20 protein-coding genes are annotated in these 21,281 nt (G+C 31.3%); 15 read left to right on the top strand and 5 right to left on the bottom strand.

The genetic code is table 11. The features are described 5' to 3' along the window. Positions 1–54: 54 nt before the first annotated feature. A complete protein-coding gene (locus ACWJJT_RS13690; protein ID WP_462955095.1) occupies positions 55–1,878 on the bottom strand; it encodes a MutS family DNA mismatch repair protein in 1,824 nt (607 codons plus the stop codon). A gap of 198 nt (positions 1,879–2,076) precedes the next feature. Here ACWJJT_RS13690 and ACWJJT_RS13695 point away from each other — a divergent pair, with 198 nt between their 5' ends. The 3 genes from ACWJJT_RS13695 to ACWJJT_RS13705 all read left to right on the top strand — a co-directional run bounded on the left by ACWJJT_RS13695 (position 2,077) and on the right by ACWJJT_RS13705 (position 5,041). Further along, a complete protein-coding gene (locus tag ACWJJT_RS13695; protein ID WP_462955096.1) occupies positions 2,077–3,012 on the top strand; it encodes a hypothetical protein in 936 nt (311 codons plus the stop codon). 198 nt (positions 3,013–3,210) lie between these two features. Beyond that, positions 3,211–4,023, top strand: a complete 813-nt coding sequence (locus ACWJJT_RS13700; protein WP_462955097.1) for a hypothetical protein — start codon at positions 3,211–3,213, stop codon at positions 4,021–4,023. Between the two features lie 136 nt (positions 4,024–4,159). Beyond that, entirely contained in the window at positions 4,160–5,041 is an 882-nt protein-coding gene (locus ACWJJT_RS13705; RefSeq protein ID WP_462955098.1) for a DMT family transporter, read from the top strand. Positions 5,042–5,044: 3 nt separating this feature from the next. On the opposite strand, the gene ACWJJT_RS13710 is transcribed toward ACWJJT_RS13705, so the two are convergent. Both ACWJJT_RS13710 and ACWJJT_RS13715 read right to left on the bottom strand, forming a co-directional pair. After that, on the bottom strand, positions 5,045–5,491 hold the full coding sequence (locus tag ACWJJT_RS13710; RefSeq protein ID WP_216302605.1) for a ferritin-like domain-containing protein: 447 nt from the start codon (positions 5,489–5,491) through the stop codon (positions 5,045–5,047). Positions 5,492–5,639: 148 nt separating this feature from the next. After that, positions 5,640–7,811, bottom strand: a complete 2,172-nt coding sequence (locus tag ACWJJT_RS13715; protein ID WP_462955099.1) for a diguanylate cyclase — start codon at positions 7,809–7,811, stop codon at positions 5,640–5,642. A 259-nt stretch (positions 7,812–8,070) separates the two neighbouring features. Here ACWJJT_RS13715 and yidA point away from each other — a divergent pair, with 259 nt between their 5' ends. Continuing rightward, positions 8,071–8,895, top strand: coding sequence for a sugar-phosphatase (yidA, locus tag ACWJJT_RS13720; protein WP_462955100.1), 825 nt, complete (start codon positions 8,071–8,073; stop codon positions 8,893–8,895). 241 nt (positions 8,896–9,136) lie between these two features. On the opposite strand, the gene ACWJJT_RS13725 is transcribed toward yidA, so the two are convergent. Then, a complete protein-coding gene (locus tag ACWJJT_RS13725) occupies positions 9,137–9,280 on the bottom strand; it encodes a hypothetical protein (RefSeq protein ID WP_216302609.1) in 144 nt (47 codons plus the stop codon). Between the two features lie 229 nt (positions 9,281–9,509). On the opposite strand from ACWJJT_RS13725, the gene ACWJJT_RS13730 reads away from it, so the two are divergent. Beyond that, entirely contained in the window at positions 9,510–10,469 is a 960-nt protein-coding gene (locus tag ACWJJT_RS13730) for an N-acetylmuramoyl-L-alanine amidase family protein (RefSeq protein WP_462955101.1), read from the top strand. A gap of 65 nt (positions 10,470–10,534) precedes the next feature. Here ACWJJT_RS13730 and ACWJJT_RS13735 read toward each other — a convergent pair whose 3' ends face one another. After that, positions 10,535–13,087, bottom strand: a complete 2,553-nt coding sequence (locus ACWJJT_RS13735; RefSeq protein WP_462955102.1) for an FAD-dependent oxidoreductase — start codon at positions 13,085–13,087, stop codon at positions 10,535–10,537. 271 nt (positions 13,088–13,358) lie between these two features. Here ACWJJT_RS13735 and ACWJJT_RS13740 point away from each other — a divergent pair, with 271 nt between their 5' ends. The 10 genes from ACWJJT_RS13740 (at position 13,359) to ACWJJT_RS13785 (ending at position 21,158) form a co-directional block, all read left to right on the top strand. Beyond that, on the top strand, positions 13,359–14,249 hold the full coding sequence (locus ACWJJT_RS13740) for a DegV family protein (protein WP_462955103.1): 891 nt from the start codon (positions 13,359–13,361) through the stop codon (positions 14,247–14,249). A 47-nt stretch (positions 14,250–14,296) separates the two neighbouring features. Further along, positions 14,297–14,755 (top strand): COG2426 family protein, encoded by a 459-nt coding sequence (locus ACWJJT_RS13745; RefSeq protein WP_462955104.1) that lies wholly within the window; start codon positions 14,297–14,299, stop codon positions 14,753–14,755. 456 nt (positions 14,756–15,211) lie between these two features. After that, the gene (locus ACWJJT_RS13750; RefSeq protein ID WP_462955106.1) at positions 15,212–15,565 is read left to right on the top strand and encodes a DUF6514 family protein; all 354 of its coding nucleotides are present in this window, start codon (positions 15,212–15,214) and stop codon (positions 15,563–15,565) included. A 351-nt stretch (positions 15,566–15,916) separates the two neighbouring features. Continuing rightward, positions 15,917–16,315, top strand: a complete 399-nt coding sequence (gene acpS / locus ACWJJT_RS13755) for a holo-ACP synthase (RefSeq protein ID WP_165412523.1) — start codon at positions 15,917–15,919, stop codon at positions 16,313–16,315. A gap of 141 nt (positions 16,316–16,456) precedes the next feature. After that, entirely contained in the window at positions 16,457–17,071 is a 615-nt protein-coding gene (locus tag ACWJJT_RS13760) for a germination lipoprotein GerS-related protein (protein WP_462955107.1), read from the top strand. Between the two features lie 32 nt (positions 17,072–17,103). Then, positions 17,104–18,264 carry an alanine racemase gene (alr, locus tag ACWJJT_RS13765; protein WP_462955108.1) on the top strand — a complete coding sequence of 387 codons (1,161 nt, stop codon included), beginning with the start codon at positions 17,104–17,106 and terminating at the stop codon, positions 18,262–18,264. A 158-nt stretch (positions 18,265–18,422) separates the two neighbouring features. After that, positions 18,423–18,743 carry a CopG family transcriptional regulator gene (locus ACWJJT_RS13770; protein WP_462955109.1) on the top strand — a complete coding sequence of 107 codons (321 nt, stop codon included), beginning with the start codon at positions 18,423–18,425 and terminating at the stop codon, positions 18,741–18,743. Then, complete coding sequence (locus ACWJJT_RS13775) at positions 18,703–19,050, top strand: type II toxin-antitoxin system PemK/MazF family toxin (RefSeq protein WP_071614469.1); 348 nt, start codon at positions 18,703–18,705, stop codon at positions 19,048–19,050. Before ACWJJT_RS13770 ends, ACWJJT_RS13775 begins: the two co-directional genes overlap by 41 nt. A gap of 345 nt (positions 19,051–19,395) precedes the next feature. Continuing rightward, positions 19,396–20,220: a transketolase gene (locus ACWJJT_RS13780; protein WP_462955110.1), complete on the top strand. Its 825-nt coding sequence runs from the start codon at positions 19,396–19,398 to the stop codon at positions 20,218–20,220. Next, a complete protein-coding gene (locus ACWJJT_RS13785; RefSeq protein WP_462955111.1) occupies positions 20,220–21,158 on the top strand; it encodes a transketolase family protein in 939 nt (312 codons plus the stop codon). The genes ACWJJT_RS13780 and ACWJJT_RS13785 overlap by 1 nt, the downstream gene beginning before the upstream one ends. The last annotated feature ends 123 nt before the right edge of the window (positions 21,159–21,281 follow it).

The raw sequence follows: 21,281 nt of genomic DNA on the forward strand, positions 1-21,281 counted from the left end.
TTATTTGGAGTCACGCAGGAGAAAGTATATGGATGTATTTTTATTTTTTATTTTTTATTTTGGGAGTTCAATGTCAGGTGGAATATCAAGGCCTGCCATTTTCATTAAGTATAATGCATTTCTAGTGGTAGAGACTCCAGGTCTGAGTTTATAGTCAAAGTATAATTTATCATCTTTATAATATTCTTTAAGATGATAATTTTTAACTCTTTTATTAGTGGTTTCTATGTCACCTAGCTCTAAGTCGTGGGTAGACACAAAGCCTAGTGCATTCTCAGTACTTAGCTTGGCGACTAGTATTTTAGCGCCGGTATGCCTATCTATAGAGTTAGTTCCCTTAAAGATTTCATCTAATAAGAAGAAAATTGGAGTTTTGTTTTTCGTAGCATTTACAAGTTTTTTTATTCTTAAAAGTTCTGCATAGAAGGATGAAATGTTCTTTTCTAAGTTATCACTTGTTCTCATGCAAGTATAAATATCCATTATAGAGCAACTAAAACTTTGCGCACATACAGGAGCACCGGCATAGGCTAAAACCAAGTTAATACCTGTAGTTCTAAGAAGTGTGCTTTTGCCGGACATATTGGAACCTGTTATTAAAAGAACATTTTGTGATCTTTCTATGCGGATATCATTATATACTCGGTTACTTCCGAGTAGTGGATGGCCCAGATTTTTAGCATCAAAGATAGGGGATCCGTCCTTAAATTTTGGAATTGCCCAGTCTGGGTGTTCATAGGATATAATTGATAAACTATTTAGGGATTCGATTTCACCTATAACATCTATCCAAGTTGCTAAAGAAGAACCACTCTTTTTCTTAAATTTCTGAAGATTAATTAAACATTGATAATCCCACAGGAGGAGGATATTTATAGGTAAGTAATACATGTTTCTTCTGTCAGATATTACTGTTACTAGATTTACTAGTTTTTTAATTTGAAAAGAAGCGTTCATTCCGTCCTTATTAACAAGTTTTTCTTTTAATTTGATTAAGTACTCTGAGGTAAAAGTCTTCTTTTCTATATGCATAAGGAGCTTATTATATATAAAGATTGAATCCTTATATTTATATACAGTGTCCAAATTTCTACTTACTTCTTTATATCCAACTAAAAGAAGTATTATCTGAATGACAATTGCTAAAAGGGGTATTCTGTAAGATACTTTAGAAAAAACAAATGATAATACCATAAGAGATAGAGTTATCATTGGTAATATCCTTATTATGATTATTGCTAGAGGTTTTAGGAAAAACTCATTTTTATCCTTTACCCATTCAAGCAATTCCCCAGGGTTATGGTTTTTATTCTCGCTAAGTATTGCTTCCGCTGCAAATCTCTGTGTCCATCCAATATTCCCAGCGAGCTCTTTTATGGCTTCCTGCCTTTTATGTATTTCATCAGTATTATAAATAGGGGCGGAAAGAGAATCTTTCAATTTTTGTCTACCAAGATAAGTTATGCAGGTGTTTATCCATTGGAAAAGGGAGTTATTGCCAAATATATCTAGGTCTTTCGAGTAACTGTGATTTTCATCGCTGAAATCATCACCATTATCAGAAAAATCCTTCCAATTGTTATTTATGCGTTTTAGACAATTTTCATTTATTTTACATAAAATCGAACATCTGATTTTGTTGCGTTTTATCTTGCTATGTTTAATTGCCAAGGTTATAAATGTGATGATGGTGGTAACTAATATTAAAAGGCTTAAATAGTAAGTAGTTCGTAAATAAAAGAAAATTGTAAAGCTCAATCCGGATATGAAAACTATTAATCTTAATAAGCTTATAAAACCTATGGTCTGTTTTTGCTTTTTTAATAGAGTATCGTAATGGTTTTTTCGATTAACATAAGGCGTTTTTTGTGTTCCCATAATATCCTCCTAATATGTTTTGTTTATTAGATATATAATATCATACAAAAGGCTTGTACCGCAATTTTTCTAGATAAGTATAATATGACCAATTTTATTTACAGTTAGAGAAAAATTTTTTGTGAACTATGTGAATTACAGTTAAAAATTATGTTAAATGTGGTAACATATAAATATTAATGAAAAAAGGGGGAGAATATGTCGGAAAACATGCAATTAAAGAGAAAAATAATTATAGGGACATTAACTATTTTATTAGGATCAACAGTAGTTTGTGCATACCTAATATTATACAATAGTGGTTTAGTATTTAAAAAAACAGCTTCCTCAGAGATTATAGATAAACTTAAAAAAATACAGGGGAAAGGCGGGAAATTTGACTTAACTCAAAATGACATAGATGAGTTAATTAAATTATTAAGGCCTGAAACTAAGGGGGATATAACTCTTAAGGGAGTTAATATAGAGATTGTAAAGGATGAACTTGTAATCAAGGCTCCTATCAGCTATAAGAAGGTAAATTTATTATTTTCGTCCAAGGGGAAGATAGATTTTACTAAAGACAATTTTACATATGCTGCTGAAAATTTTAAAATTGGAAAGCTCACAATACCTAAAAAAATAGTGTTGTCACAAATTTCAAAGTCGGATAATAAGACCGTTTATGCTGAGGACAATTTAATAAAAATTAATCCAAGCGTAATTCCTTTTAAGATAAATAGTTTAAAAGTTGAGAATAATAGAATATCAGGAACAGCTGCGAAGCAAAGCTCAAGAATTCCATTTAAAAATATTGATGCAAAGAATGTAGAAGAGATAGATAAGCAATTAGCTACAGCGAAACAAAAAAAGCCTCTAAATACCATAGATGGAGCGCATGGTAAACCTATAGAAGAAAAGAAAAAAGTAATAAACGATAATAACAAAAATGTGAATGAATTTAAAAATAAATCTTCAAGTAGTGAGAAAGAGAAAAAAGGATCTGGGAAGCAAAAAGAAATTAAGCGTGATTCATTAACAAAAGAGAAAAAGGTAATACCTAAGATTCAATCTAAGGATAGAGTTAAGCATGCATCATTTAGGAATATAAATCGAGGCAATGCTGAACAATTAAGAAAAGCTTCTGGACTATGAGGAATAAATAGAGGACTATCAAAATATATTAGAGATATTTTGGTAGTTTTATTTTTTTAGAGTATGCTTTTTCATAAAGATCTTTAAGAAAAGGGTTAAGAATTAAATAGAGAATATTTGTTAATTATTTAATTTAAAGTGCCGAATTATAGAAAATGTGGTAACATATATAAGTAAAAGGGGATTAAGGAGGGGAATATGGCTAGAAATAATAAATCAAAGAGAAGCAAACTAATATGGGTGCCAATTATTTTACTCGTGGCACTTACAATTTTTGCATGCTCTCTATTATATAATGGTGAAGTAGTAGTTGAAAAAACGGCTTCTACAAATGTTATACAGGAACTTGAAAAAGACATACTGTTAAAAAGTGGGCAATTTGCAATAAATCAAGAGAATATGAATGCGTTGATTAATCTATATTTTAAAAAGCCTATAAGTAAGGGAGACATAACTATTAAGGAAATTAACACAAAAATAGGAAATGATAAAATTTTGATTGAGGCTCCATTCAGTTATAAAAATATTAATTTATTATTATCGTCCACGGGAAAGCTAGATGTTTCTAATGGTGAAATTACATACGCTGCTGATAATTTTAAAGTTGGAAAGCTAACATTACCTAAAGAACTTATAATGTCTCAAATTGCCAAGCAGAGTAATGATGTCTTTTATGTTGAGGATAATCTAATAAAAATTAAAACAGATATACTTCCTATTAAGATAAAGAGCTTTGTAATTAGAAATCATAAAATAATAGGAACGGTTGGATTTAAGGAAACAAAAACTCAATCTGAAGGTCTTGACACGACAAGCGACGAAGATATAGATAAGCAATTAGTAGCGGCAAAACAAAAAATACAAAGTGCCACTAAATATATGAATGAAACGAAAAAAGAACAAGCAAACAACATTTTGAGTACAATAGAAGAAGTAAAAGGTAAATCTATAGAACAAAAGAAAGAAGTACTAAATTATATTAATAGTATAATTGATGAAGTTACTAATTAAACAATCTTCTGGGAGGCTGCAACATATTCGCAGCTAGAGACTTAACTACCCAAATACATTAGAGGTATTTGGGTAGTTTTATTTTTTTTGTTTGTGATAGAATGATACGTAGACATAAAGAAAGGGATGTGAACAAATGAAAAAGATAGATGGGATAATATATACAGTAGTATCTTCAGCGGCTTTTGGAGTTATGCCAATTCTCGCAAAAATAGCTTATACTGGTGGTGCAAATGCAACAACAGTGTTATTTCTTAGGTTCTTTATAGCTGCTTTAATAATATTACTTTACATAGTTGTTACAAAAAAAGATTTTAAATTAAACAAGTCACAGCTAATGCACATTATTTTTTTATCGATTATAGGATATACAGGCACATCTTATGCGCTGTTTTTATCATATAATTATATATCTGTGGGACTCGCTACTATTCTACATTTCGTTTACCCTGTGATAGTAACAGCTTTTTCAGTTATTTTGTACAAAGAAAAATTGCATTTAAGTAAAATTTTAGCGCTGATTTTATCAGTGCTCGGAATATATCTTTTAGTGGACAGTGGGAGCGCTTCATTAAATTTTAAAGGAGTATGGCTTGCTCTTATTTCAGGATTTTTCTATGCGTATTATATTGTTGGAGTTGCACATAGTGAAGTTAACAAAATCGATACGTTTGTACTAACTTTCTATTTAGCGTTTATAGCTGCGCTGTCAATTTTCATAATGGGCATGATTAATGGACAATTAGATTTTAATATAAAGCCATATAGTTTTTTAGCTTCCGGTAGCATTGCTCTAGTATCTACAGTTTTAGCTCTTACAATGTTTTTAAAGGGCATAAAAATAATAGGCCCTTCGAGTGCTGCGATATTAAGCACTTTAGAGCCTATAGTAAGCATTATACTTGGAGTTATAATTCTAAGTGAAAAGCTGTCCTTTACTATTGTAATTGGATGCATATTAATTTTATTCTCAGTAATAATCCTTACATTGGGACAAAGGGCGCGGGATAGCATGTAAATGTTATTTTTTGTTTAAGGTAAATAGATAATTGTATTTTACACTATGCTTTATTTCATCAGTTATAATGTTGAAAAGTATATCTCTATACATTGTACATGGAAGTCCTCTTCTAATTTCTCGATATCTTTCCACAGCACCCAGTTCACCAAATAATGCTTTTTTAATACCATCAAGGTAAGAAATAGGTTTTACAAATTCCTCATCGTCTTTAAGTAGTACATCTATTCCAGTGATGTTATTATATATTTGTCTAAACATTTTATTATGTCCACGTTCATCATCTCTTATAGATGCAATAATTTTCTTTTCATCGTCTGTAGGAGCAACGCTTATTAAGTAGTCATAGAACAATTCATCTTCTTTTTCACCTTGAACTGCTGCTCTAATACCTTCTAAGGAGTTTGATAATAAATTTGGATCATACGTAATATATGGATTTCCGTACATTTTAACCCTCCTTGTAGTGAGTTAGTTGTAGGTAACAACTATTAATCGTTAAATCACTATTATGCATAATATGAAGGACGTATGATATTTGTTACTAAAAAAACGGAGAACAACTTGCGGAAAACAATGTGGATAACTTTTTTCTAATTCACTCAGCGGTGTATAAATTACTCTTAGAGTCCAAATTTATTGATACAACTTTATTTTTACCAAGAGCCTTTGCTCGGTACATGGCTTTGTCAGCTGCTATGCATAAATAATCCAAATCTTGAACAGTAGGAGTAAGTGTAGCAACTCCAAGGCTTGAGGTGATAGGTATTGAATCTGATGTTTTAATAATTAAAGGATTATTTTCTATAGCACTGCGCAGATTTTCTCCGATTATTTCAGCGCCTTTAAAGGAGGTGTTAGGTAATAATATAATAAATTCTTCACCACCAAAACGACCTAAAATATGGTTTTCACTTAGATTTTCTAAGCAGATTTTTGAAAGACGTTTTAAAACTAGGTCTCCAGTATGGTGACCTAGGCTATCGTTAATTTTCTTGAAATCGTCAATGTCAATCATAATGGATGAAATAGGTTGTAACAATAATTTAGCCTTATCAAAGCTTATATTTGCTTGCTCAAAAAAACTTCGTCTGTTGTACAGATTAGTTAGAGAATCAATGCAAGCTAGCTTTTTAGCTTTGCCATGCAAGGTAGCATTTTCTATAGCCATTCCTGCATGTTGGGAAAAGGACAAGGCTATATCACAGTGATTCTTAGTATAAATGTTTTTTTGAACTGAATCTAATGTTAAGATGCCAATAATTTTATTTTTAAAGATTATAGGTATGCCCATCCAACTTTCAATATTAGATAGACCTATATAATGCGTAAAACGAGGATCTTGTTTAACGTTCGAAACTAATAAAGTAGTATTAGTTTCATATATTTCTTTAAATAGCTTATCATCTTTTTTACTTATGTGAATCTTGTGTATCTCATTTATGTTTTTGAAACCAGTTCCCGCCATAATATTGAAATGGTTGTTTTCTTCCATGAAAAATGATGCGCTGTCATAAGGCACTAATGGTTTTAAATTTTTTAATAATTTATCTAGAACTTCTTCCAAATTCAAGGTTGAATTTAGAAGAAAGGTAGATTCTCTAAGCTTTTCTCTTAAAAGACACTCTTCATTTTCCTTAGATAAAGTTTCAATTTTTTTATATGCTTTAGAATGATTCATTGCCAACATAAAAGCATTTAAAAGTATGATAATGAAGAATCCTAATAAAGAATAGTCATTTAAATTATTGAATATTTGAAATACCCTAAGGAGTTTTGAAGCAATTAGTGGGGAAATAAAAACAGTAGTAACTATAAAGAATAGGAAAAAAAACTTACATATTGTTAAAAATTTTTTTGCGTAATTTCGTTTAAAAACTACGCATGTGTAAATTAGTATAAAATAAACTGCCGCATAGAAAGTTAAGTAGTCCAGTTTAAGAGCTAGGCTATAGCTTACATTATCATATAAGGTTAAAAAATAATTGTTACCAACTGTTAAGGCCCTTAAAGATGCAATTATGCAAAGTATACCAAAATAAAGCTTAGAAGTATCATCTATTCTAAAAGCATATAACCATAAGTGATATAAGCCCATTATAAGCAGTATACCAAAGTAAAAAAATTCAAGTGCAATTGATGCGTCTCTTTTATTCGCCATTTGGGACTGTAATCCTAGATAAATATTGCCACGGGTACCTCCATCTCTAAAGTTATGATTTGAAACTTGAAGTACTAAATGTATTTTGTCATTATTATTCATAAAATAACTGGTAATTGGAAGAGATTTAGGAAGCTCGGAAGAACTACTTTTGCCAACAATACCATTAGATGAAAAGAGATGTCCATTAACCCATAATTTATATGAAGATAACATGGGAGGCACACTTATGCCTAAAAGTGTATTTTTATATTTTGAATTTAAATTTATGGTTAAACTATATGTAGCATAACCATTAGAATCATAATTTTTATTATATTTATTCCAAGGCATTGGCATTTCTATATAAGAGGGAAGGGGAGAACTGTTAGTAAAATCTTTTGGTGATAGTAATTGCTGCCAGTAAAATTGCCATTGCCCGTCAAGGGAAGTATATCCATCTTTATGAAAATCCCAATTTGAAAGTTCAAGTACCCCTTTTTGCGAAGGAATATTTGAAGATGTATTAGGCGTAGCCAATTTATTTAAGGAGAAAACGACATATAATAATGCTGCTAAAATAATGATAGATAGAGTAATAATTAATGGTTTTTCTTTTTTTAGCATCATATATACAACCTCCTTATAAGTGTAAGTGTGCTATTTTACACATTATAGTCAGTATATTACCTAAGTATAGTAAAAATTACATTATTTTAACTGAAAATTAACGGTATGATATGCTTTAATTCATAATAAATATATGAATTTAGATATTTAAGAATATAAAATTACCGGAAAATTTATAGAAAATCAAATCCATTACTTATAAAATTCTATGTTATACTTAAACTGGTCTAAGAAATGTTTTTAACACGGAGGTAATTGAATGTATAAATTAATAGCACTAGATATGGATGGAACATTATTAAATGATGAAAAACAAATTTCACAAGTGAATTTTGACGCAATACAACAAGCAAGAAAAAATGGAATAAAAGTTGTACTAGCATCAGGAAGACCTTTGGTTGGGTTTAAAAGATATTTAGAAGAACTTAACTTAATTTCAGAAGACGATTATGCAGTAGCATTTAATGGAGCTTTAGTTCAAAATACTGAAGGTAACAGGACGATAGCTAAAACAACATTAACTATCGAAGATTATAAATGTTTATATGAATTAAGCAAAGAGCTAAAGGTGAATATACATGCATTAACAGAGAATACGGTAATTTCGCCTAAGGATACTAAATACACTAGAAATGAAGCGGAAATGAATCATATTTCTAATGAGGTAATAGCTGTTGAGGATGTAGAAGAAGGTACTACTATAGTTAAGGTTATGTTTGTGGACGAGCCAGACATTATAGAGGAAGTAATGCAAAGAATTCCTGAAGAAGTAAGTGATAAGTACACAATAGTTAGAAGTGCACCTTTCTATTTAGAGTTCCTTCATAAATCAGTTAATAAAGGTACAGGGGTAGCAGCGCTAGCGAAGGAGCTAAATATTAAACAAGAAGAGGTTATATGCATAGGAGATGCAGGTAATGATATCCATATGATTAAATATGCCGGCTTAGGAGTTGCTATGGGGAATGCATTCCCAGAAGTTAAAAGAGCTGCAAATTTTATAACTAAAACTAATGAGCAAGATGGGGTTGCACATATTATTAATAAATTCATTTTAAATGGCGAAGAAGAATTTGCAGTATAAAAGATATTAAATGATAATTACTATTGACAAATAAGCAAAATTAACATACAATAACACTATAGAAACTTCTAATACATATAGTACTAATAATCTTTATCCCCCCAAGGAAGAGACTAAATTAATGCTAGAACCCAATCCCTTTATTTAAACAAACATAAAAAAGCTAGTAAAAATAATTTTGCTAGCTTTTTATTTTTTTGTATAGATATTTCAGTTTTTTCTCTTGATTTACTGACATTTTCTAATGATGCAATATTATAGTGCTAGTTAGGGCATCGCTCGGTTCTAGTAGGACTTTTTCTAAGTTTTGGAGATCCTCTATTTTATTAGCTTTTTCTATTTTATCACGGTCTTCATCGTAATATATATCGTCTTTGTGTGGCATTAAAATTCCTCCTTTTTAAAATTTGATTACTAATGTTATTATCTTAGGCTTTTTAGGTCGTCGTAATACTATGAAATTTTTGGAATATAATGTACAAAACATAACAGTGAATATATACTTTTTTATTTTATATGCTAATCTGATATAATTATGGTTATGTTAATAAATAAATGGGGAAATAAGCAATAACATTTTTTGTTGTATGCGGAGAAAGTTTGGGGGAGTTAAAATGTTAAAAAAGAAAAAAATAATATTAGCGTTCATGTGTTTAGCTATTTTGGGTGGTGCATTATATAGTACAAACTATGCCGTAAAAAAACATGAAAGATCTGTACAAACTATGAAGATTAAAGAAGAAGCATTAACTAAAGCTAAAGAAGAAAAATTAGCGAAAGAAGAAGCAGCGCTAAAAGTGAAAGAAGAAGCATTAGCTAAGGCGAAAAAAGAAGAAGAAGCAAAAGCAAAAGAAGAAGCAAAAGCAAAAGAAGAAGCAAAAGCAAAAGCTTTGATAGAGAAGAAATCACAGGTTAAAACTGATGAAGATAAGAAAAGCTCAATTGGAAGTTCTCAAAAAATTATTGTTATAGATCCAGGACATGGCAGTGTTACTAGTAGTAAAAAAGAGCAACAAGATCCAGGTTCAAGTATAATGAAAGTAATTGAACCAGGTGGTGCCCAGGGTGTTAATACAAGAATTCCTGAATACGTGGTTAATATGGCGGTAGCAGTTAAACTCAAAAGTGCACTACAGGAAAATGGATATACTGTAAAAATGACTAAAACGCAGGATAACATAGTTATGGGAAGTAAAGCAAGAGCTGAGTTCGGAAATGATAATATGGCGGATTTAGTTATAAGAATCCATGCGGATGGAAATGATAATTCATCTGTTACAGGAGCATCAATGCTTGTACCAGCAGATACTAAAAATACAAATGTCATATATAAGACAAGTAAAAAATATGGAGAGATAGTTTTTAATAGTTTAATTAATAAGGTTGGTATGAAGGATAGAGGCGTTGTGGAAAGAAATGATATGACAGGATTTAATTGGTCTAAGGTACCTGTTATTTTAGTGGAAATGGGTTTTCAATCTAATGCTTCTGAGGACAAATTGCTTGCAAGTGACTCTTACCAAGATAAGATAGCAAGGGCTTTGGCAGAGGGTATTGATCAGGCTTTAAAGTAAAGTATAATTAATAAAATAAAAAAGGCACATAAGACCGTAAAGTCCTAGGTGCCTTTTTTGTTTTATTAGATTAAATTTTCATTCATTACTTCTTCAAGGGTCTTTGACTCCTCAATGTCACTTATTAGTTTGGCGGAGGATTTGTTGTCTCCAATTATAATTCCACCGGTTATGATGTCTTTATTGAAGAACAATTTTTTGTATAGGTTGTTTTCACTATCTTTCAAGCTAATAGCTTTAAATTGATTCTTTGAAATCTCACCTACAGATAATAGCTCTAAGCCCATAGCGTTAAAGGATATAACACCAAGTGCGTGCACATAGGCTTTATTATCTCCTACTGCGTTTATACCTGCAATCTTACCCATGTCTACAGCGGCAGGCCAATTTCCATATACGGCACCTTCAAATTCTGCAATATCACCGCAGGCATATATGCCACTAATATTAGTTTCCATATTTTCATTGACTAGTATGCCTCTGTTAGTTTTTATATTAGTGTTATCAGCTATGTTTTTGTTTGGTGCAATACCTGTTGAAAATAGTACTAAGTCTGCATCTATTGTTTTTCCACTTTTGAGTGTAACTGATGTAACACCGTTTTCACCGTTTATAAGATTTACTGAATCTCCCAATATAATTTTAATATTTTCGTTTTCAACTGCAGTTTTAAGTATAAGGCTACCTTCGCTATCTAATTGCTTAACAAGTAGAGAATCACTAAATTCCACTACAGAAACTTTAAGGCCAACCTTTTTTATTTCATATGCAGCTTCAAGACCTAAAAGTCCACCACCTACAATAACTACGCTTTTGGAGGTCTTCATCTTATTCTTAATAGATTCTAAATCCTTTAGACTTCGCAGTGTGAATACTCCTTGTTTATCTACTCCTTCTACAGGAATCATATGGTTTTTACTCCCATTTGCTAATATTAGTTTATCGTAACTTATAGCGGTACCACCCTCAAGTAATATTTGCTTTTCTTCAGGGTTTAAGCTTTGAACTTGCACTCCTAAGGTAAGCTTTATATTGTTATCCACATACCACTCTTTTGGAGAGAGGTAGAAAGTATCATCTTTAAGGTCTTCACTTATGCCATCGGAAATTGAAGGCCTGTAATAGGTTAATTGTGATTCATTAGATATCATTTCTATAACGCATTGTTTGTTTCTTTTTCTTATGGCATCAGCAGCATAATATCCAGCAGCGCCGTTACCAATAATTAAGAATTTTTCTTTTTTATCAGAACTAAAGGTAATTACATCTTCTGATACTTGAATAAATTGATCAGCACTTGCACCACAAGCAGGGCATATTTCAGGTGGTTTCTCTCCATCAAATTCTTCGCCGCAAACGATGCATTTCCATCGTTTCTCCGTAGAAGGTTTAGCGGGACTGTTTTTTATTTTAATTTTTTCAGCTATTTTCTCCGCAAAACTTTCTCCAAATTTAAAGGCAAAGTTTAAATCTTTTTCAGAAGGTTTAAAAATAAATTTCATAGAAGGATATAAATCTAGATTAATTTGTTTTAATCTATCCTCTATATTTGAAACGGCTTCACCACTCCAACCGTAAGAACCAAATGCGGAGGCTACTTTTCCACCGTGAACTATAGGATTTAAATTTACTAAAATATCCCATATAGGTTTTAGAGCATCTCCATTTATGGTAGGAGAACCAAAAATTACTCCCTCAGATTTGTCTATGCTTTTTAAAATATCATTCATATCATGATAGATAACATCATACATGTTAACTTTGAAATTACTATTGGATTTTATACCCTCTTCTATTTTTTTAGCTACAGTTTCAGTATAGCCATAAGCTGAAACGTAGCATAAGGTAACCTGTGTTTCGTCTTGGGCTGATTTTTCTGGAAGGCTCCACTGTTTGTATTGATTTACGACACTTAAGGGATCTTCTCTTAAAATAGGACCATGGCCTGGGCATATTATATCTATTGGAAGGTCCTTTATTTTATTTATAGCTTTTAACACATAAGGTTTAAAGGGCCCCATAATAGAGTCAAAGTAATATTTTAAGGCTTCGCAATAATCTTCTTGGTTTCGGTTTAAATCATTATACATCGCATCACTTGCGTAGTGACTTCCAAAGGAATCACAAGTGATAAGTAGCTTGTCTTGTGCAACATAGGTATAAATTGAATCTGGCCAGTGAAGAAAAGGTGCTGAAATAAAAGATAAGGTTTTATTTCCAAGACTTATACTATCTCCATCTTCTACACTTATATATTCAAACTCTCTATTTATGATTTCTTTAAGAAATCCAATTGCTGCAGGCGATCCTACTACTTTAGCGTTTTTAGCAATTTCTAAAAGTTTTCCTACTGAGCCTGCATGGTCTGGCTCAGTATGATCTACTACTATATAATCAATGTTTTCTATATTAATGTCTAAAGATTTTAATCTTTCCAGATATTCATCAAAAAATTTCTCTTTTACCGTTTCAAATACTGCAGTCTTTTCACTACCTTTTACTACATAAGAGTTATAAGTAGTACCAAAAGGGGTATACATAATTATATCAAAAATTCTAAGATTAGGGTCTAGTGCACCTACCCAGTAAATATCTTTTGTCACTTCTAATGCATTCATTTATATCGCTCCTTTAATAACTATTTTAAAATAATAGTTATTGTTATAAAGTATAGTATAGGAATATTTAGAAATCAATAACAATTTACTGGTTTAGTGCAATTTTATTTTACAGTAAACGCTTTTTATGCTATAGTTTTTAAATGATTGTGTAACAAATTTGAAGAATTATAAAGAAAAATAGCAAAACATTTTTTTATGTGAAAAAGATGTGTTTTCCTTCTGAAAGGTTGCGACAATTTGATTAATATAAAACGTAGGAGGAATGCAAATGAGAGACTTTGTTATTATGACGGATTCTTGCTGTGATTTGCCCAAGGAATATATTTACGGTAATAATATCCCTTTTGCTATGTTGCCATTTAGTTACAATGGTAGAGAGTACTTAGATGATTTAGGACAAAGCCTAAGTCACAAACAATTTTTTGATGATCTTCGTGAGGGAGCATTACCTAATACCTCTCAAGCAAATTCTGAAAGCTTCTATAAAATTTTCAAATCAGCTGTAGAAAATGGTAAAGATGTAATTTACATTGGAGTGTCCTCAGGCCTTAGTGGCACATATAACAGTGCTAATATTGGTAAAACTGCTATATTAGAAGAGTTCCCTAATTCGTGTATATATATTGTTGACGTGTTAACAGCATCACTGGGTCAAGGTCTTATGGTTAAAAAAGCCGTGGAAATGAAAAATGAAGGCTACACTTTGGAGAAGATTGTATGCCAAATAGAAGAAAACATACAAAATTTAAATACTTACATCACTGTGCAGGATTTGAATTTTTTAAAAAGAGGTGGAAGGATATCTAATGTAGCGGCTACCCTAGGGCTAGTACTACATATAAAGCCTATACTTACTATTAACCAGCTCGGACGTGTAATGCCAGTACTCAAGGTTCGTGGGCGTAAAAAATCTCTAACTAAGCTTGCAGAAATAGTGAAGGAGAAGATTAAAAATCCTGAAACTCAAACTATAGCTATCTGTCATGCAGATTGTTATGATGAAGCTGTAAGACTTAAAGAGGAAATACTCGCAATGGTTGTGGTTAAAGAAGTAATTATTCATTACATCGGTCCAGTAGTTGGAAGATTTAGTGGCCCAGAAGCTTTGGCAGTGTTTTTCATTGGTGAGAGCAGACAACATCACGTAATAGATATTTAAAATTTTAAAAAATAATTACGAAGAATTTATAAATAAGGAGAGTTTATATGAATTGGTTAAATGTATTATTCTTATCCGCAGTGCCTCTTATTGAGCAGAAAATGGCTATACCTCTTGGAATAAATGTGTACAATATGAATCCAATAGTAGTTTTCCTATTAAGTTTTGTTGGAAGTTTGCTTCCGGTTCCTTTTGTATTGATATGTTTTAATAAAATATTTGAATTGTTAGGTAAATATAAGTTAACTAGTGGAATATATAACCTAATTGATAAGAAAATAAGCAAGAACAAATCTAAATTTGAAAAGTTTGAAGAAATAGCGCTTATAACTTTTATAGCGATACCTCTTCCTACCACAGGCGTTTGGACGGGGACTGCGATAGCTGCTTTTTTAAAGTTGGATTTTAAAAGATCCGTCATGTGTGCTGTTGTAGGATCTTTCCTATGTGGACTTATTATTACAGGATTATCTGTAGCATTCCCAGCTTTTTTAAAGATGCTATAAATTATAATCCCTTACCAATAGGTATCTTACCTATTGGTAAGGGGTTATTTATTTTTATTGAGGATTATAATAAAGATACAAATAACGTAATAAAATTAAAGAATAGAGAAAACAGTGAATAGAACACCTTACAATTATGACATATGTTTACATTATAATCATATTTTTCATAATAATGATGGCGACTATAAAGAATAGTTCTAATTTATTAAAAAATATTCAATTTTATATTAAAAACTTTTAGTTATATTTATTACGATTTCGACAAAATAATCTAGGTGATATATATGTGGATGGTTTACTATTCTTTATTAATCGTGGCATTATGGGTGGAATAGGTTTAAGTTGTCATTTTAAAGAGATAATATATGTGAAATGCATTTCATAAAGTGACAGATTATTTTGAAAAGTAATGTTAATGTATTCTCATAACATAAGTATAGGGGGAAAACATATATGGTAGTTATAGAGAATTTATTAAGAAAAGTAACAGATGGTGATGTAAACCATAATTATTTTTATAGGTTAGTAAAAAGTCAAATTTCTGTTTCAATGTATGGTGAACTTACTGAAATACAAGCTTATGGTATTGAAATAGAAAGACAAGACATAGTTGATGGATCAGTGGTAGGTATACAAAGAGATTGCGTAGAAAACATAAGTCCACAAAGACATAAAGTTAAGAATCTTTTAAAAATGTTATATGACTATACGGTATCACCTATTCACATGATTGACATATTAGGTGATTATATTGATGAATATACTAGTGACTTTGATGAGATTTTAAAAAATATAGCTACTTGCTAATATTTAATTAGTCTAACATATGAGGAAACTGAACCTCTTCCTGAGGAGAATGCTCCTCTTTTTGGTTTACAATGGAAAGTTTTGAGACTGTTATAAAATTACTCCAAAAGAACAATGCAGCTGAATACTATATATTCTTAGTATAACAATTTTTTAATGATTACAATATTATAATTATTGTAAAAATAAAATAATAGATCAATTAGTACAATAAATATTGAAAATTGTATTATATTATTGTGGTAGTAGGAGTATTATATATAGATATCTAATGATAAAATTAACAGCTGTGTTTTACGAAATACAAAAGCTAAACTTATAAATATAGATTAATGAGTGGGAGTGATGGTTATGATTCTTGGTGTCGGTACTGATATTGTTGAAATACGACGGATAAAAAAGGCTATGGAGAGCAATGAGAAGTTTTTAGAGAAAATCTTCACAGCAGTTGAATTAGAATATCTTAAAAGCAGAAATTTAAGGGCAGAATATGTGGCCGGAAGGTTCGCTGCTAAAGAGGCAGTAGCAAAAGCTTTAGGGACAGGATTTAGAGGATTTGATTTTAAAGATATTGAAATTGACAGGACAACCCTTGGAAAGCCTGTAGTGAGTTTAAAGGGGAAGGCAAAGTTAATAGCCAAAAAAGAAGGGGAATACAATATTCACCTTAGTATATCTCATGGAGAAGACAGTGCTGTGGCTTATGCTATAGTGGAGGCTACAAAAAAGATTGAAGAAGTTTGTAAGTAGAGACGGGCATTATCCATTGGAATTAGTTATTTTAGTAATAGTATGCAACTATTAGTAATAGATTAGTAGTAGAATATTTCGTTAGATATCTAACAATTGAAAATTCTTTTGCATCTTTAGAGAAGCGCTAGGAGGATAACAATGAAAAGAAATTCACTATTAATTTTAAGCTTTTTGCTGATTTTAAGCTCGCTATTATTAACTTCATGCTATAAGAAACCAAAGGATACTAATGATATAACAACATTTTTAAAAAACATGGAAAGTTATACTACACAAATAAATATGGATGTAAAGAATGATAAACAGACAATTAATTATAAGGCAAGACAAACTTATTTAAGAGGAGGCGGATACAAGCTAGAGCTAAATAAAAACAGAGTGTTTATTTTTAAAGCTGATGATAAAATTTATATTAGTGACAAAAACAATGGAACAAAGTATGTACAGAGCAAAGATTTTGATGAAGTCCTTAAATTAAGTTTTATTGGCGAATACATAGGATTATTATATACTAATGAGAAAATAGAATATGATATCAAAACCATTAATGGGATTAAATACACAGTAATTAACTTATTTATTCCTGGTAATAATAAAAATATTAATAAGGCATTGCTTTATGTTAATACTAAAAGTATGTTGCCAGCTAGAATGGTTATTTATGATATCAATGATAAAGAAAAAATTGAGATAAAATATACTGACTTTCTTCCTAACGTAAAAATTGAACAATCAGAGCTTTCAGTTCGGTAGTGTTAGCTATAAATAACAAATGAGGTGAAGGCATGTTTAAACACTTAAGACCCGTGTGGGCAGAGATTGATTTAGATAAATTAGCTCATAATATGAGAGAAATTAGGCGGGTAGCTAGAAGTGAGAGTATTATAGCGGTTGTAAAAGCAGATGCCTATGGGCATGGAGCTGTAGACGTAGCACCAGTGCTCATTAAAAATGGTGCAAATAGATTAGCCGTAGCAGAGCAAAGTGAAGCGGTGGAACTTAGGCGATCAGGTATAGAATGCCCAATAATGATTTTGGGGTTTACACCACCAAATTTAATTGATAATTTATTGAAATATGATATTGAGCAAACGGTATTCTCTTATAAATTTGCAATCAAATTGTCAAGGATGGCTCAAAAGAAAAATAAGGTAGCTAGAATTCACATAGCAGTAGACACCGGTATGGGGAGGATAGGATATCTACCAAATGAGGAAAGCGCTGAAGAGGTATATAATATCAGCAAGCTACCTAATATAATCATAGAAGGGTTATTTTGTCATTTTTCTACGGCGGATGAAAAAGATAAGACCTATACTTATGATCAAGTAAAAAAATACGACGCTTTTTATGAAAAGTTAAAAGAGAAAAAAGTGTACATAAAAATGAGGCATATTGCTAATAGTGCTGCTATTATAGATTTGCCAGAAACTCATTATGAGGCAGTGCGGCCGGGGATAATAGTATATGGCTATTATCCGTCAGGCGAGGTAAATAAGGAAAACATAAGTTTAAAACCTGCAATGACATTAAAAACAAATGTAGTGCACATAAAAACATTACCTGCTGGAGAATATGTGAGTTACGGAAGAAAGTATAAAACAGAGAAGGAAAGTATTATAGCCACACTTCCAATTGGATATGCTGATGGGTATACAAGGCTCCTATTTCAAAAGGGAAAGGTTATATTGAGGGGGGAATTTGCTCCAGTAATAGGTAAAATTTGTATGGATCAGTGCATGATTGATGTTACTGAAATTGATGGAGCCAAAATTGGCGATGAGGTAATATTAATAGGTGAGGATGAAAATAATAAATTTACAGCAGACACAGTAGCAGAATTAATAGGGACGATAAACTACGAAGTAATTTGCATGATTGGGAAAAGAGTTCCAAGAGTTTATGTTAGTGAAGGTAGAGTTGTAAAGATAAAAACATATGTATAACATTATGCATTATATGTAGAATAAACCATTTAAACATAAAATTACTTGTCGAAAAAAAACGAAAACGCGAATAATTTCTTTGACAGATTGACGTAGGTTGAATTATAATATATTCATACATATTGTTGCTTTACTTATTAGGAGGTATTAAATTTTCTATGTCAACTTCAAAGAAATTAGTAATAAACCTCTCAAAAAAACTTTACACTGAATTTAATACGATACTTTCGAAAGATTGTAAAAAAAGAAGTGAATTTATTCGGGAAGCTATAATACTATATATCGAGGGAAAGAAAAATCTTAAATATATAGATGAAATGAAACAAGGATATTTAGAAATGGCTGAGTTAAATTTAGAAATGGCTAATATGGGTTTTGAAATTGATATTAAAGATTTTAAAGAATACGAAGTTAAGCTTTCGGAGAGTGATTTGTCAAATGACAACAATAGTAAAAAGAGGAGATATATTTTATGCTGATTTGAGTCCGGTTGTAGGCTCGGAACAAGGCGGGATTAGACCTGTAATTATACTTCAAAATGATATTGGTAACAAGTACAGTCCCACTATTATTATTGCAGCTATTACTTCCCAGATAAATAAGGCGAAACTCCCTACTCATGTTGAAATTTCTTCAGAAGAGTATGGATTAAATAAAGATTCTGTAGTTTTGCTAGAACAAATAAGAACACTAGATAAAAAAAGATTAAAAGAAAAAATTGGTCATATGACTGATGGCGATATGAAAAAAGTAGATACTGCACTTTTAATTAGTGTAGGGTTATAAAATAAATAGTAAATAGTTTTATACGCAAAAAAAGTATATATTACGTATAATGCATTGAAGCGAGATTTAGAACTTCTTATTTTATTTTTAATTAAGATGCGTTAAGAAAAACATATGTTTGAGCGAAATAGCGAGTTTATGTTTTTTAGTAGATTAATTTAAAATAAAATTAGTAGTTCTTAGGGAAGCGAATGCATTAATAGTAATATATACTTTTTCTTTTTTATTGTATTTTATAAAAGGTTTAAAAATTATGTTATAATAATTAAATAAGATAAATAGGAATACAGGTAGATAACAATTATTGGTTCTTATCTACACCAAAGCAATATTAGGAGGAGACATATGGAGAAAACATTAGAACAATTAAAAGCAATTACTAAAGAAGTTAGGAAAGATATCGTAACTATGGTTACAAAGTCAGCGTCTGGGCACCCAGGTGGATCGTTATCTGCTGTGGAAATCATAACTACTTTATATTTTAATGAGATGAATGCGGGTCCAGAAAATAAGAATGATCCAGACAGAGATAGATTTGTACTTTCAAAGGGGCATGCGGCACCAGCATTATATAGCGTGCTTGCTAGAAAAGGATACTTTGATAAAAGTGAATTAATGGGACTAAGAAAACTTGGATCAATGCTTCAAGGACATCCTAATATGAATACTATTCCAGGAGTAGATATGTCTACAGGTTCTTTAGGCCAAGGAATTTCTGCTGCAGTAGGAATGGCATTGGCTGGTAAACTAGATAAAAAAGGATACAGAGTGTATTCACTACTTGGAGATGGGGAACTTGCAGAAGGTCAAGTTTGGGAAGCAACTATGTCAGCTGCACACTACAAGCTTGATAATCTAACCGCTTTTGTAGATCATAATGGACTACAAATAGATGGTAAGGTTTCGGAAGTTATGGGTTCTGATCCAGTAGATGCTAAATTTGCAGCTTTTGGATGGAACGTTATTTCTATAGATGGACATGATCTTGTACAAATTAAAAATGCTATAGAAGAAGCTAAAAAAACAAAAGGAAAACCAACAGTTATAATTTGCGAAACTGTAAAGGGTAAAGGTGTATCCTTCATGGAAAATGAAGCTAGTTGGCACGGAAGCGCTCCAAGTAAAGAACAATGCCAAGAAGCAATAGACGAAATTGGAGGTACTGTATAATGGGTAAAGTTGCAACAAGAGAAGCTTATGGTAAAGCCTTAGCCAAATTAGGATTAGAAAATGAAAATATAGTTGTTTTAGATGCGGATTTATCTAAATCCACTAAAACTGCAGACTTTAAAAAAGTGGCTCCAGAAAGATTTATTAATATGGGTATTGCCGAAGGAAATATGATGTCCGTAGCTGCAGGACTTGCTACTTGTGGCAAAATTCCTTTTGCAAGTACTTTTGCTATATTTGCAGCAGGAAGAGCTTTTGAACAAATAAGAAACTCTATTTGTTATCCGAAATTAAATGTTAAAATTTGCGCAACGCATGCAGGACTCACAGTAGGAGAAGATGGAGCATCTCATCAAGCAATAGAAGATATAGCTTTAATGAGAAGTATACCAAATATGGTAGTGATAAGCCCTAGTGATGATGTTGAAACGGAAGCTGCTATAAAGGCTATTATAAAGTACCACGGACCTTGCTATGTAAGGCTCGGAAGATCAGGTGTTTGCACAATAAATGATGATCCAGAGTACAAATTCGAATTGGGGAAAGCTGTAACGCTTAGAAAAGGACATGATGCAACTATAATAGCTACAGGTATTATGGTAGATGCTGCTTTGGAAGCTTATAACATATTGGCTGAGGAAGGAATAAAGGTTAGGGTACTTAATATACACACTATTAAACCTATTGATGAAGAGGCAATTATTGTTGCAGCTCGCGAAACTGGATTAATTGTTACCGCTGAAGAACATAGCATTATAGGCGGACTTGGATCGGCAGTAGCTGAGGTTGTTACGACTAATCATCCAGTACCAGTTATGAGAGTTGGAATTAAAGATACCTTTGGTGAGAGTGGTAAGCCAGAAGAACTTTTAAAAGCATATGGATTAACTACAGATGAAATAGTTAAAGCTCTTAAAAAGGGTCTTTCCTTAAAATAATTTTAGAGACTTTTATGCGCGTATGTATAAAAGTCTCTAAATAATTTATAGGATAATATTGTTTAACTATAATAAACTTTGTTTTTTAAGAAATCATAACGAGCGATTTATTTATAATATTTA

The sequence above is a fragment of the Clostridium sp. CM041 genome (genome assembly GCF_055081035.1).

Excerpts from the sequence above, each read along its gene's own strand:
- ACWJJT_RS13745 (WP_462955104.1), top strand. The coding sequence starts at position 14,297 with ATGAATTGGTTAAATGTATTATTCTTATCCGCAGTGCCTCTTATTGAG.
- ACWJJT_RS13775 (WP_071614469.1), top strand. The coding sequence starts at position 18,703 with ATGACAACAATAGTAAAAAGAGGAGATATATTTTATGCTGATTTGAGT.
- ACWJJT_RS13780 (WP_462955110.1), top strand. The coding sequence starts at position 19,396 with ATGGAGAAAACATTAGAACAATTAAAAGCAATTACTAAAGAAGTTAGG.
- acpS (WP_165412523.1), top strand. The coding sequence starts at position 15,917 with ATGATTCTTGGTGTCGGTACTGATATTGTTGAAATACGACGGATAAAA.
- alr (WP_462955108.1), top strand. The coding sequence starts at position 17,104 with ATGTTTAAACACTTAAGACCCGTGTGGGCAGAGATTGATTTAGATAAA.
- ACWJJT_RS13770 (WP_462955109.1), top strand. The coding sequence starts at position 18,423 with ATGTCAACTTCAAAGAAATTAGTAATAAACCTCTCAAAAAAACTTTAC.
- ACWJJT_RS13760 (WP_462955107.1), top strand. The coding sequence starts at position 16,457 with ATGAAAAGAAATTCACTATTAATTTTAAGCTTTTTGCTGATTTTAAGC.
- ACWJJT_RS13705 (WP_462955098.1), top strand. The coding sequence starts at position 4,160 with ATGAAAAAGATAGATGGGATAATATATACAGTAGTATCTTCAGCGGCT.
- ACWJJT_RS13690 (WP_462955095.1), bottom strand. The coding sequence starts at position 1,878 with ATGGGAACACAAAAAACGCCTTATGTTAATCGAAAAAACCATTACGAT.
- ACWJJT_RS13740 (WP_462955103.1), top strand. The coding sequence starts at position 13,359 with ATGAGAGACTTTGTTATTATGACGGATTCTTGCTGTGATTTGCCCAAG.
- ACWJJT_RS13730 (WP_462955101.1), top strand. The coding sequence starts at position 9,510 with ATGTTAAAAAAGAAAAAAATAATATTAGCGTTCATGTGTTTAGCTATT.
- ACWJJT_RS13735 (WP_462955102.1), bottom strand. The coding sequence starts at position 13,087 with ATGAATGCATTAGAAGTGACAAAAGATATTTACTGGGTAGGTGCACTA.
- ACWJJT_RS13750 (WP_462955106.1), top strand. The coding sequence starts at position 15,212 with ATGGTAGTTATAGAGAATTTATTAAGAAAAGTAACAGATGGTGATGTA.
- ACWJJT_RS13710 (WP_216302605.1), bottom strand. The coding sequence starts at position 5,491 with ATGTACGGAAATCCATATATTACGTATGATCCAAATTTATTATCAAAC.
- ACWJJT_RS13695 (WP_462955096.1), top strand. The coding sequence starts at position 2,077 with ATGTCGGAAAACATGCAATTAAAGAGAAAAATAATTATAGGGACATTA.
- ACWJJT_RS13725 (WP_216302609.1), bottom strand. The coding sequence starts at position 9,280 with ATGCCACACAAAGACGATATATATTACGATGAAGACCGTGATAAAATA.
- ACWJJT_RS13700 (WP_462955097.1), top strand. The coding sequence starts at position 3,211 with ATGGCTAGAAATAATAAATCAAAGAGAAGCAAACTAATATGGGTGCCA.
- yidA (WP_462955100.1), top strand. The coding sequence starts at position 8,071 with ATGTATAAATTAATAGCACTAGATATGGATGGAACATTATTAAATGAT.
- ACWJJT_RS13785 (WP_462955111.1), top strand. The coding sequence starts at position 20,220 with ATGGGTAAAGTTGCAACAAGAGAAGCTTATGGTAAAGCCTTAGCCAAA.
- ACWJJT_RS13715 (WP_462955099.1), bottom strand. The coding sequence starts at position 7,811 with ATGATGCTAAAAAAAGAAAAACCATTAATTATTACTCTATCTATCATT.